Origin of the sequence: Streptomyces sp. NPDC002564 (genome assembly GCF_042889645.1) — a bacterium.
In the GTDB taxonomy this organism is placed as follows: Bacteria; Actinomycetota; Actinomycetes; order Streptomycetales; family Streptomycetaceae; genus Streptomyces.
On record NZ_JBIARE010000007.1, the window covers coordinates 35,708 to 48,002 of the forward strand.

Below are 12,295 nucleotides of genomic sequence, written 5' to 3' on the forward strand. Positions count from 1 at the left end.
CCCCACCGCCGAGCGTTTCCGAGGAGCCCGCGTGCACGACGACAGACTGCTGGTGGAAGGCCGCCTGGAACGGGCGCTGCGCCAGTTCATCCGCCCCGCCCAGTACGCGCGGCGCGCGCCGCTCGCCCTCTCCGTCTGGCACGCGCCGGGCGAGCCGGTGCCCGTCGGGACCGCCCTCGACGCGGTGTACGAGCCCTTCGAGGCCGGCACGGAGTGGGGAAACCCCTGGTCCACCAGTTGGTTCCGGATTCAAGGACAGGTGCCCGAGGAGTGGCGCGGCAGCCGGGTCGAGGTGGTGATCGATCCGGGGTTCACCGGCGAGGGTCCCGGTTTCCAGGCGGAGGGCCTGGTGTACGACGCGCACGGCGTGCCGCTCAAGGGCATTCACCCGCGCAATCGGCATATTCCGGTGGCCTCCCCGGCGCGGGGCGGCGAGCCGGTGCACCTACTCCTGGAAGCGGCGGCCAATCCCGCCGTTCTGCACGACTTCGTGCCGACGCCCCTCGGCGACGTCCTGACCGCAGGCTCTACCCCGATCTACCGATTCGCGTCTGCCGATGTCGCCGTACTGGACGAGGACGTGTGGCGGCTGACGCTGGACATCGAGGTCCTCTCCGAGCTGATGAACGAACTGGACGCCGACCGTCCGCGCCGGCACGAGATCCTGCGGGCCCTGGAGGACATGCTCGACGCGCTCGATCTGCACGACGTCTCCGGCACGGCGGCAGCGGCCCGCGCCGCGCTCGCCGAGGTCCTCGCGCGGCCCGCGCACGCCAGCGCCCACCGCGTGTCGGCGACCGGTCACGCGCACATCGACTCGGCGTGGCTGTGGCCCCTGCGCGAGACGGTGCGCAAGGCCTCGCGGACCTTCGCCAACGTGACGGCGCTGGCCGAGGAGTACCCGGAGCTGGTCTTCGCCTGCTCGCAGGCCCAGCAGTACGCCTGGGTCAAGGAGCACCAGCCGCACATCTGGGAGCGCATCAAGAAGGCCGTGGCCGACGGCACCTGGGCCCCGGTGGGCTCGATGTGGGTCGAGTCGGACGCCAACATGCCCGGCGGCGAGGCGCTCGCGCGCCAGATCACGCACGGCATGCGGTTCTTCCGCGAGGAGCTCGGCGTCGAGACCGAGGAGATCTGGCTGCCGGACTCCTTCGGCTACACGGCCGCCTTCCCGCAGCTGGCGAAGCTGGCGGGCGTGCGCTGGTTCCTCACCCAGAAGCTGAGCTGGAACCAGAGCAACAAGATGCCGCACCACACGTTCTGGTGGGAGGGCATCGACGGCACCCGCGTCTTCACCCACTTCCCGCCCGTGGACACCTACAACTCCCAGTTCCACGGCGCCGAACTCGCCCACGCCGAGCGGAACTTCGCGGACAAGGGGCGGGCGTCCCGCTCCCTGGTGCCGTTCGGCTGGGGCGACGGCGGGGGCGGGCCCACCCGCGAGATGATGGAGCGGGCCCGGCGGCTGCGCTCCCTGGAGGGCTCGCCGCGCGTCGAGATCGAGAAGCCCTCGGCGTTCTTCGCTGCGGCCGAGGAGGAGTACGGCGCACAGGCCCCGGTCTGGTCCGGCGAGCTGTACCTGGAGCTGCACCGGGCCACGTACACCACCCAGGCGGCCACCAAGCGCGGCAACCGGCGCGGGGAACACGCGCTGCGCGAGGCGGAGTTGTGGTGCACGGCGGCGGCGGTGCGCGACCCGGCGTACGTCTACCCCTACGACACGCTCGACCGGCTGTGGAAGACGGTGCTGCTGCACCAGTTCCACGACATCCTGCCGGGCTCCTCGATCGCCTGGGTGCACCGGGAGGCCCGCGAGACGTACGAGCGGGTGCTCGCCGAGCTCGACGGGCTCACCGCGGCGGCGGCCCGCTCGCTGGGTCCGGGCGGGCCCGCGGTGCTCAACGCCTCGCCCTACCCGCGCAGCGAGGTCGTCGACCGGGGGGACGGCACCCTGGCGCGCGTCGACGTCCCCGCGCTCGGCACGCAGAGCCTCGACGCCGCCCCCGCCGCCGGCCCCGGCGCGCTCGCGCACACCACCGGCGACACGATCCTGCTGACCAACGAGCACCTGAGCGTGAGCGTCGACGCGGCGGGCCTGCTGACCTCGGTCCGGGACCTGGACGCGGGCCGCGAAGTGCTGGCCGCCCCCGCCAACCTCCTCCAGCTGCACCCCGACCACCCCACGCACTACGACGCCTGGGACCTGGACCGGCACTACCGGCGCCGGCACACCGACCTCACGCAGGCGGAGTCCGTCGAGCTGGTCGAGGACGGGCCGCTGCGGGTCGCGGTGCGGGTGGTGCGGGCCTTCGGCGCCTCCCGGATCACCCAGGAGATCCGGCTCGCGGCGGGCAGCCGGCGCGTGGACGTCGTCACGGACGTCGACTGGCGCGAGTCGGAGAAGGTCCTCAAGGCCGCGTTCCCGCTGGACGTGCACGCCGAACGGTCCGCCGCCGAGATCCAGTTCGGCCACGTGCACCGGCCCACGCACGCCAACACCGGATGGGACGCGGCGCGTTACGAGATCTGCGCGCACCGCTGGCTGCGGGTGGCCGAGGAGGGGTACGGCGTCGCGGTGCTCAACGACGCCACCTACGGCCACGAGGTGACCCGCACCGGGCACGACGGCATCCTGGGCACCACCGTGCGGCTGACGCTGCTGCGGGCCCCGCACAGCCCCGACCCCGAGACGGACCAGGGCACGCACCGGTTCACGTACGCGCTGCTGCCCGGCGCGGGGGTCGGCGACGCGGTGGCGGAGGGGCTCGCCCTCAATCTGCCGCTGCGGGTCGCCGACGCGCCGGTCCTGGCGCCGCTGGTGGGCGTCGACCATCCGGCGGTCACCGTCGAGTCGGTCAAGCTCGCCGACGACCGCAGCGGCGACGTCGTCGTACGACTCTACGAATCGCGGGGCGGCCGGGCCGCGGCGACCCTCGCCACGTCGTTCCCGGTGGCCCGGGCCGAGGTGACGGACCTGCTGGAGCGCCCGCTGCACGAGGCGAGCACCGGCGAGGCCGGACTGGACCTCGCGCTGCGGCCGTTCCAGATCCTCACGCTGCGGCTGCGGCCCGCCTGACCCGGGCGGGTGCGGGTGCCGGGGCCGGTGTCACGGCCTCGGCACGTTCCGCAGGTTGGAGCGGGCCATCTGCAGCATCCGGCCGACGCCGCCGTCCAGGACGATCTTGCTGGCGGAGAGGGCGAAGCCGGTCACCATCTCCGAGCTGATCTTGGGCGGGATGGAGAGGGCGTTCGGGTCGGTCACGATGTCGACGAGGGCCGGGCCCTTGTGCGCGAAGGCGTCCTTGAGGGCGCCCGCGAGCTGCTTGGGCTTCTCCACCCGCACGCCGTAGGCCCCGGCGGCGCGGGCGACCGCGGCGAAGTCCGGGTTGTGGTTCGTGGTGCCGAAGGAGGGCAGGCCCGCCACCAGCATCTCCAGCTCGACCATGCCCAGCGAGGAGTTGTTGAACAGTACGACCTTCACCGGCAGGTCGTGCTGGACGAGGGTGAGGAAGTCGCCCATCAGCATCGAGAAGCCGCCGTCGCCCGACATCGAGACGACCTGCCGCTTGCGGTCGACGAACTGGGCGCCGATCGCCTGCGGCAGCGCGTTCGCCATCGAGCCGTGGCTGAACGAACCGATGATGCGGCGCTTGCCGTTGGGGCTGATGTAGCGGGCCGCCCAGACGTTGCACATGCCGGTGTCGACGGTGAACACCGCGTCGTCGGCGGCGAGCTCGTCCAGGACCGAGGCGACGTACTCGGGGTGGATGGGGACGTGCTTCTCGACCTTGCGGGTGTACGCCTTGACGACGCCCTCCAAGGCGTCCGCGTGCTTCTTGAGCATCTTGTCGAGGAACTTGCGGTTGGACTTCGGCGAGACGCGCGGGGTCAGACAGCGCAGCGTCTCGCGCACGTCGCCCCAGACCGCGAGGTCCAGCTTGGAGCGCCGGCCCAGGTGCTCGGGGCGCACGTCGACCTGGGCGATCTTCACGTCGTCGGGCAGAAAGGCGTTGTAGGGGAAGTCCGTGCCGAGCAGGATGAGCAGGTCGCACTCATGGGTGGCTTCGTAGGCGGCGCCGTAGCCGAGCAGACCGCTCATGCCCACGTCGTACGGGTTGTCGTACTGGATCCACTCCTTGCCGCGCAGCGCGTGGCCCACCGGGGACTTGATCTTCTCGGCGAACTCCATCACCTCGGCGTGCGCGCCCGCCGTGCCGCTGCCGCAGAACAGGGTGACCCGGTCCGCCGCGTCGATCATCTCGGCGAGCTTCTCGATCTCGGCGTCGCCGGGCCGCACCGAGGGCCGCGAGGTGACCAGGGCCGTCTCCGCGGCCTTGTCCGGCGCGGCCTCGGAGGCGACGTCGCCGGGCAGCGAGACGACGGCGACGCCGCTCTGTCCGACGGCGTGCTGGATGGCGGTCTGCAGCAGCCGGGGCATCTGCTTCGGCGTGGAGATCAGCTCGCTGTAGTGACTGCACTCGCGGAACAGCTGGTCGGGGTGCGTCTCCTGGAAGTAGCCGAGGCCGATCTCGCTGGACGGGATCTGCGAGGCCAGGGCCAGCACCGGCGCCATGGAGCGGTGCGCGTCGTAGAGGCCGTTGATCAGGTGCAGGTTGCCGGGGCCGCAGGAGCCCGCGCAGGCGGCCAGGCTGCCGGTGATCTGGGCCTCGGCGCCGGCCGCGAAGGCGGCGGTCTCCTCGTGCCGCACCTGGACCCAGTCGATCTCCTTGGTGCGGCGGATGGCGTCCACGACCGGGTTGAGGCTGTCGCCCACGACTCCGTACAGGCGCTTGACGCCCGCGCGGACGAGGATGTCGACGAACTGTTCGGCGACGTTCTGCTTGGCCATGCTGTACGCACCTCTCGACGCTGGTGAACCGTGGCTCACCCCGTGTGACCCCTGGACCCGGTCTTCACTCGTGCTTTCGTCCGGTCGTTCCTCGGGTCCATGAAGTCACAGGTGCGGCGGTCATGCCTCCCAGACGGCCGCCGCCGTCCGGTCGTCGGCGTACCCCTTGACCCGTACCTGGATGTCGGCCAGGAAGGCGGCGAGCCCGGGCGGAGCGGTCTTCTCCCACCTGCGGGTGAGGTGTTCGGCCAGCTCCGGCTCGCCGCGCAGCGGCTCGGCCAGGCCCCCGCTGCACAGCACGAGCGTGTCACCCGGGCGGGCGACCGAGGCACGGAAACGGAAGGGGTCGCGGGGCGGCTCGGGGGCGGGCTCGTAGGGGCTCGGGGGCGTGGTGATGCCCAGGTCCATGGTGAGCCGGTCGGCGTCCTGGGGCTGCGGCAGCGAGCCGAAGCCGACGACGGCCTCCCCGGTGGTGTCGGCGATGCGGGGCTCGATGTCCTGCCACGCCCCGTCCCGCAGGCGGAAGAGGCCGCCGCCGCCGACGCCGAAGAAGACGCGGGTGCGGCACTGCGGGTCGGCGGGCAGCAGCAGGCAGCGCAGCGACGCGGCGTACTCGTCGGGTTCGAGGCCCAGGTCGGCGGCGCGGGCGCGGAGCTTGCCGAGGCTGCGGTCGGTGAGGCGGTGCAGCCCCGACTTCAGGTCGCCGCGCCGGGCGGCCCTGATGTCCTCGGCGAGCCGCCGGTGGCTGCGGCCCACGGCCCGGCCGATCCACCCGCACGCCTCGGCGGCGGCCCGGTGCGCGCCCGGGGTGGCGCGGGCGCCGGTGGCCATGGCGACGAGCACCAGGGCGTCCTGTCCGGTGCCGAAGCGGGCGGTGAGCAGGGCGTCGCGGCGCGGCTCGCCCCGGTAGCGGGCGGAGTCCCCGCGCACGGAGGCGGCGCGCAGCGTGCTCGCCCCGTACCGGGCGCCGTCGAGGACGGTGTCGGCGACGAGGTCGCCGAGGTCGTCCGGGTCGGCGGGGGGCAGCACGGTGGGCTCGGCCTCGTAGGTCGGCGGGCCGTCGCCCACGAAGGCGGGCGGTGCCTGGCTCCACGGGGCGCGTTCCGGTTCCGGCGGGGGCGGGGCGGCGGGACGGGGGGCGGCGGTCGGGCCGGGGACGTGCGATGCGGGCGCCGCGGGCCGTGGTTCCTCCGTGGAGGGGGGCGAGTAGGCGTCCCGTTTCCCGGCCGGGCCCGCGGCGCCGGGCCCGGTGGCCTCCCCGGCCGGGGAGGTCACCGGGCGGGGTGCGGCGGGGGGCGGTGCCCAGGGCGGCGGGGCGGTGAAGGTGGGCGGGTGAGGGGCGGGGGTGCGGCGTTCCGGCGGGGCGCCGGGCGGTGCCGCGGGGATGTCGGGCGGGTCCGCCGGGGGCCGGTCCGTCGGGTCCGTACCGTCCGCACCCGCAAAGTTCTCCGCCCCGGGGGCCCGTTCGGGCGGGATTTTGCCGTCCGTGGGGGCGGCCGTGGGGGCGGGATCGGGCGCGGCTCGTGGCGGGGGTGGCGCGGGAGGGGTGGCGTCGGGTGGCGCGGGATGCGGCTCGCGTGCCGCGGGGAGTCCTTCCCGCACCGTGACCGACGCCGAGGCGAACCTGTCGTCGAGCGTGTCCGATGCGGGCGCCGGGCCCGTGTCCGGCGCCGCGTCGTCGTACAGCTGTCCCCACCAGTCGTCTTCGCGGCCGGTGGACCTCTCCCCCTGCTGGCTCATGCCCCTATTTTCCACCGCTGGGGCCGTACGAAAACGGTGCATCGGGAAAATCCGGCCCCAGCGGTGACGACAGGGGCCGCCGGGCGGGCCCACCCCCCACAGGAGGACCGCCCGGCGGGGCCGGTGTGGCTAGCGCACGTCGTAGGCGCGGGCCACGGTCTGTGTGACGGAGTTGCCGTGGGCGTCCGTCAGCTGGGTCCTGAGCCAGACCTGCTTGCCGGAAGCACCCGCGTGGTCCACGGTCGCGCTCCAGTCGCCGCCGTGGCGTGCGGTGGTGGCCGCCGTCCACGTCTGGCCCTCGTCGTAGGAGTACGAAAGCTTCGCCTTCGTAATCTTCCCCGGCTGGTAGCCCGCGTGCCCCGTCACACCGAGTTCAATCCGCTGTCCGTTCTTCGCGGCCAGCGTCTTGAGCCCGTCCTCCGGGAGCACGTAGCGCGGGAAGAGCATCGGGATGCCCTGGGAGTAGACGTTCTCGTCGAGGTGGGAGCGGAAGGACCAGGTCGTCTCCGTGCCCGTCGACCGCTCCCACACGCGCGAGCCGATCTTCTGGGTGGCGAGGGTGAGTTCGTACGCGGAGTCCTCGGCCGGGACGTCGAACACCCCGGACGGCCAGCCCGACTCGCCCACGGTCTCACCGTTCCGCTTGAGCCGCACGGAGCCGATGTCGCCGAAGCTGCCCTGGATCCCGCCGTGCTCGCCGTCGGCCCAGAAACCGGGGGCCACCCCGATCAGGTTGCCCTGGCGCTCACCGGCGAGCGCCTCCTCGCCGGCCGCGTCGCGCGGCGCGCCCGGTGTGAGCACCCCGTCGTACCAGGTCTCGGTGCGCCGCTGGCCCTTGGTGTACGTGCGCACCGGGTCGATCATGAATTCGCCGAACGGGAAGCTGCTGGACACCTGGTGGCCCCAGCCGGTGCTGCCCGGCGAGTAGTACTCGGTGCGCCGGCCGGGGGCCGGGACGGACGCGATGTCGGCGAAGTAGACCTCCAGGCCGCTGGGCCGGGCCGCCGACGGCAGGTCCACGTAGTCGGTGGCCCGGCCCATCGCCCGGTAGGTCGCCTCGTTCGCGGCCAGGTCCTTGTCCCGTACCCGGTAGGTGCGGTCGTCCCGGATCTGCCCGGTCCCGGGGAAGGCCAGGTTGTAGACGTAGGGGCTCTTGGCCGTGGCGCGCCATGTCAACTCGGCCTGCCCCTCGTCCAGTCGGGCCAGCAGGGCGCTCGCCTCCTCCGTCGGGATGCCGAGGACCGGCAGCGGGGATCCGGCGAAGCCGGCCGAGGGGTACCAGCGGCCGGGGGCCGCGCGGTGGGCGAGGACCGCGAGGGCGCCGGCCTTGTGTGCGTCGGCGGCGACGGTGGCCGCGTTGCCGCTGTCCGCGACCTCGACCAGGGCGATCCTGCCCTCGACCGCGGCGGCCGCGAGCTCCTGCGGGGTGCCGGTCCCGGCGTCGACGACGGCCGCGCGGCCGGTGCCGTCCAGGTTGGCCGAGCCGGTCGACGCGGTCAGGGGGTGCAGCTTCTTGCCGCCCGCCACGGCGAGTTCGGAGATCTGCGGGGCCGCGGTGCGCCAGTAGCTGCCCGACTCGAAGGTCCCCGCGGAGGCCTTGCCCTCGACGGACTGGTAGTAGCCGCGGATCGTCCGGGGGCCCGCGGCGGTGCCCGCGTGCACCCAGTGGTCCTTGCCCCAGGTGCGGGCGAACGCGAGGGTGGCGCCGCGCACTTCGGAGGGCTTGTCGGTGCGGACCGCGAGCCGGTGGGCGCGGCGGGCGTCGAGGGTGACGGTCATGTCCTTCGTCACCTCGACCTGCGGGCGGGCGAGGTGGGTGAGGGAGTCGGTGAGCCGCCCGTCGCCGGAGGCGTCCGGGGTGGCGACGAAGCCCGTCAGGAAGTAGGCGCCCGGGCGCACTTGGTACGTCTGGTCGTGCGCGCCCTCGTTGAAGCGCCGCTCGCCGCTCGCGGTGTCCGTGCCGATGAGGTCCACGGACGACGCCCCGTCGGCGGGCCTGCCGTTCCGGTCGACGAGCTTGACGCGGAGGCTCACGGTCTCCGGCTGGACGTGGAGGGAGAAGGGGGTGGAGACGCGGGTGCCACCGGCCGCGGTGGCCAGGACGCGTCCGGTGATGTCGCCGTACTGGGCGCGGGTGAGGGCGGCGTCGGGGGTGAGCTTCAGCGGCACCTTGACGGTGGCCCCGGCGGGGACGGTCACGGAGGTCCGGGTGAGGCGGGCGACGCCGGAGCGCACCGCGGAGCCGTCGTTGCCGGTGACGCCCGCCACCGACAGCTTCAACGTGACTTTCTTGCCGGTGGTGTTGGTGTAGGGCACGTCGGCCGTGGTGCGGTCCGAGGCGTCCTGCGGCCAGCCGAAGGCGCCGCCCTGCACGGCGGGCGCGCCGAGCACCCGCTGGTCGATCGCGGCCTTGGCGTCGAGGCGTCCGCCGCCGGTCTCGCGGGCGTCGCCGGGCACGCGGCTGTCGGCGGACGACACGAGGGCCGCCTTGATCTGCCGGGCGCTCCAGTCGGGGTGGCGCTGCTTGACGAGGGCGGCGGCGCCCGCGACGTGCGGGGTCGCCATCGACGTACCGCTCATCGACCGGTAGGCGTACGGGCCGCGGCCGCCGGCCGCCGCCGCGGAGATGGCGACGCCGGGCGCGGCGATCTCCGGCTTGAGGGTGTGCGAGCCGTAGGCGGGGCCGCGGCTGGAGAAGGGTGCGGTGGTGTCGTCGCGGTCGACGGCGCCGACGGTCAGGACGCCCGGCGCGCAGCCGGGCGAGGAGACGGAGTTGAGGGTCGGGCCGGTGTTGCCCGCGGCGACGACGAAGAGGGTGTCCTTCGCGGACCGCGCGAGTTCCTCGGTCGCGGTGCTCATGGGGTCGGTGCAGTCGGTCCGCGCGGGGTTGCCGAGGCTCATGGAGACGACGTCGGCCTTCTGGTCGACGGCCCACTGCATGCCCGCGATGATCCAGGAGGTGGCGCCGGATCCGGTGTCGTCGAGGACCTTGCCGTGCAGCAGTTCGGTGCCGGGCGCGACGCCCTTCTTCCTGCCGCCGCTCGCCGCGCCGGTGCCGCCGACGGTGGAGGTGGTGTGGGTGCCGTGGCCTTGTCGGTCCTCGGTGTCCGGGGACCCGGTGAAGTTCTTCGTCGCGCCGACGCGGCCCTTGAGGTCGGGGTGCTCGGCGTCGACCCCGGTGTCCAGGACGGCGACCTTGGTGCCCTTGCCGTCGTACCCGGCGGCCCACGCCTCGGGGGCGTGCACCTGCTGGGTCGACCGGTCGAGCGTCGCCTCGACCTTGGCGTCGAGCCAGAGCTTCGTCAGGTCGGAGGCGGCGCGGGACCGGGAGTCGGTGATCTGCGCCCAGAAGGCGGCGGCCCGCTTCTTGTCGGCCTTCAGGGCGACGCCGCCGACCGGTTCGAGGACGGGGCCGCGCTCGGCGCCGCGCGGGGTGACGGGCACCGTGCGGGCCACGTCGACGGACCGGTCGTAGACGGCGATGAGCGGCAGCTTCTTGCTGTGCGCGTCGTCGTAGCCCTGCCGGACGAGCCCGGTGACGTTGAACAGTTCCTCGTCGACCAGGCCCCGGGCGAGGGCGTGCTCGGACCCCTCGGGGTAGACGTAGAGGTCCTTGCCCGACTGCCGGGTCTGGACGAGCGGCACGCTGCCGTCCTCGCGGGGCAGCGCGGCGGCGCCCGAGCCGCCCCTGCCGTCGGACGTCACCAGGATCCGGTCGCCGGTGACCAGGGTGACGACGGAGCCGCCCCCGTCCCTCGATGCGCCCGGTGGGGTGCTTCCCGTGATCGGCGGGCGCTCCGTCGACGGGCGTGGTTCCGCCGCGGACGGGACGGCCGCGGTGACGGCGAGGACGGCGGCGGACGCCGCCCCCAGTGCCGTACGCGCTATCGGGCGCATCGCTCTCCCCAGGGTTCGTCGGGCATGCGGGACCGCAGGCCGAGATGGCCCAAAGGCCGCATATCCGGCCGCGGTTGGTGCTGCGGTGGCGTCACCTTGGCAGAGAGCCGGGTGGTGCGGGGATGATGTCCCGGGGCGGGTTTACGCCGTGGCTCTTTCCCGCCACGGCGTCGCCGGAACGGAGCGATTGGGGAGGGGCGTCGCCGCATGCTGGCAGCGATCGGTCTGGACGAGACGCACGAGTCGGCGTACCGGGCGCTGGTGTCGGTGGGCGCGGCCGACGTCGCCGACCTGGCCCGCAGGCTCACCCTGGGCGAGCCGGAGACCGAGCGGACGCTGCGGCGCCTGGAACGGCACGGTCTTGCCGCGCAGGCGTCCGGCCGGGCGGGGCGCTGGGTGGCGGCGCCGCCCGGGGTGGCGCTCGGCGCGCTCCTCACCCAGCAGCGGCACGAGCTGGAGAAGGCCGAGCTCGCGGCGACGCTGCTCGCCGAGGAGTACCGCGCGCAGGCCGCCGAGCCGACCGTGCACGACCTGGTCGAGGTGGTGACCGGGGCGGCGGCCGTCTCGCAGCGCTTCCTGCAGCTGCAGCTGGGCGCGAGCGAGGAGGTGTGCGCGCTGGTCACCGGCAGCCCCGTCGCGATCACCGGCATGGAGAACAGCGCCGAGGAGCAGGCCGCGGACCGGGGCGTGCGCTACCGCGTGGTGGTCGAGCGCACCGTCCTCGACCTGCCGACCGGCCTGGTCGAGCTGGCGGCGGCGATCGGCCGCGACGAGCAGGTGCGGGTGGTGGACCGCGTCCCGACGAAGCTGGTCATCGCCGACGGCTCGCTCGCGATGGTCCCGCTGACCTCGCGCACGGCGGAGCCCGCGGCCCTCGTCGTGCACGCGAGCGGGCTGCTCGAATCGCTGACGGGCCTCTTCGAGGCGGTGTGGCGCGAGGCGCTGCCGCTGCGCCTGGGCGAGGACGGGCGGACGGTCACCGAGGCGGCGCCCGAGGGCCCGGACGGCACCGACCTGGAGATCCTCTCGCTGCTCCTGGCGGGCCTGACGGACGCGAGCGTCGCCAAGCAGCTCGACCTGGGGCTGCGGACGGTGCAGCGGCGGGTGAAGCGGCTGATGGAGCTGACGGGTGTGACGACGCGGCTGCAGCTCGGCTGGCACGCCTACGAGCGGGACTGGGTGGCCCGACGGCGCCTGGACCACGGAGCGTGACAGCCCCTCCAGGGCTAACCTGACCTGCGGTTTCGCCGGGACTCGGGCACGCTGGGCAGATGGGAGCGTGGGAACTCCTGCTGGTCGGCGTCGTCATGCTGCTCGGCCTGTGCGGAGTGCTGGTGCCCGGCGTACCGGGGTCGTGGCTGGTGTGGGCCGCGGTCCTGTGGTGGACGTTGCAGGACCCGAACGGCCTCGCCTGGAGCATCCTCGTCGGCGCGACGGCCGTGCTGCTGGCGGCACAGGCCGTGCGCTGGTGGCTGCCGCCGCGACGGCTGCGCGAGAGCGGTGCCTCGCGCCGGATGGCGGTCTTCGCCGGGGCGGGGGCGCTGGTCGGCTTCTGTGTCGTGCCGGTGATCGGGGCGATCCCCGGCTTCCTCGCCGGGATCTACGCCGAGGAGCGGCTGCGGCTCGGCGGCCACGGCGAGGCGGTGGCGGCGACCCGTGCGGCCATGCGGCTGGGCGGCAGCAGCGTCCTGACGGAACTCTTCGCGTGCCTGCTGATCCTGGGTGCGTGGCTCGGGGCGGTCGTCTGGGGGTAGGGCGGGGGCCGCGACGGGCGGCGCGCCGGACTCCCCGGGGGTGGGGGTTCCCGGC

General features: G+C 74.0%; 6 protein-coding genes. 3 read left to right on the plus strand and 3 right to left on the minus strand.

Annotation, left to right across the window (positions count from 1 at the left end; genetic code table 11):
• Nucleotides 1-31 precede the first annotated feature (31 nt).
• Nucleotides 32-3,076: an alpha-mannosidase gene (locus ACFYXE_RS24435; protein ID WP_389315634.1), complete on the plus strand. Its 3,045-nt coding sequence runs from the start codon at nt 32-34 to the stop codon at nt 3,074-3,076.
• A 30-nt stretch (nt 3,077-3,106) separates the two neighbouring features.
• On the opposite strand, the gene ACFYXE_RS24440 is transcribed toward ACFYXE_RS24435, so the two are convergent.
• The 3 genes from ACFYXE_RS24440 to ACFYXE_RS24450 all read right to left on the minus strand — a co-directional run bounded on the left by ACFYXE_RS24440 (nt 3,107) and on the right by ACFYXE_RS24450 (nt 10,486).
• Nucleotides 3,107-4,849: a pyruvate dehydrogenase gene (locus ACFYXE_RS24440; RefSeq protein WP_389315636.1), complete on the minus strand. Its 1,743-nt coding sequence runs from the start codon at nt 4,847-4,849 to the stop codon at nt 3,107-3,109.
• A 120-nt stretch (nt 4,850-4,969) separates the two neighbouring features.
• A complete protein-coding gene (locus ACFYXE_RS24445; RefSeq protein WP_389315638.1) occupies nt 4,970-6,589 on the minus strand; it encodes a protein phosphatase 2C domain-containing protein in 1,620 nt (539 codons plus the stop codon).
• 129 nt (nt 6,590-6,718) lie between these two features.
• Nucleotides 6,719-10,486 (minus strand): S8 family serine peptidase, encoded by a 3,768-nt coding sequence (locus tag ACFYXE_RS24450; RefSeq protein WP_389315640.1) that lies wholly within the window; start codon nt 10,484-10,486, stop codon nt 6,719-6,721.
• A 207-nt stretch (nt 10,487-10,693) separates the two neighbouring features.
• Between ACFYXE_RS24450 and ACFYXE_RS24455 the strand changes: the two genes are divergently transcribed.
• Together ACFYXE_RS24455 and ACFYXE_RS24460 are read left to right on the plus strand one after the other, a co-directional pair.
• Nucleotides 10,694-11,698: a helix-turn-helix domain-containing protein gene (locus ACFYXE_RS24455; protein WP_389315642.1), complete on the plus strand. Its 1,005-nt coding sequence runs from the start codon at nt 10,694-10,696 to the stop codon at nt 11,696-11,698.
• Nucleotides 11,699-11,757: 59 nt separating this feature from the next.
• The gene (locus ACFYXE_RS24460) at nt 11,758-12,240 is read left to right on the plus strand and encodes a DUF456 domain-containing protein (RefSeq protein WP_389315644.1); all 483 of its coding nucleotides are present in this window, start codon (nt 11,758-11,760) and stop codon (nt 12,238-12,240) included.
• The last annotated feature ends 55 nt before the right edge of the window (nt 12,241-12,295 follow it).

Coding starts and splice junctions, on each gene's coding strand:
- ACFYXE_RS24440 (WP_389315636.1), bottom strand. CDS start 4,849: ATGGCCAAGCAGAACGTCGCCGAACAGTTCGTCGACATCCTCGTCCGC.
- ACFYXE_RS24445 (WP_389315638.1), bottom strand. CDS start 6,589: ATGAGCCAGCAGGGGGAGAGGTCCACCGGCCGCGAAGACGACTGGTGG.
- ACFYXE_RS24450 (WP_389315640.1), bottom strand. CDS start 10,486: ATGCGCCCGATAGCGCGTACGGCACTGGGGGCGGCGTCCGCCGCCGTC.
- ACFYXE_RS24455 (WP_389315642.1), top strand. CDS start 10,694: ATGCTGGCAGCGATCGGTCTGGACGAGACGCACGAGTCGGCGTACCGG.
- ACFYXE_RS24460 (WP_389315644.1), top strand. CDS start 11,758: ATGGGAGCGTGGGAACTCCTGCTGGTCGGCGTCGTCATGCTGCTCGGC.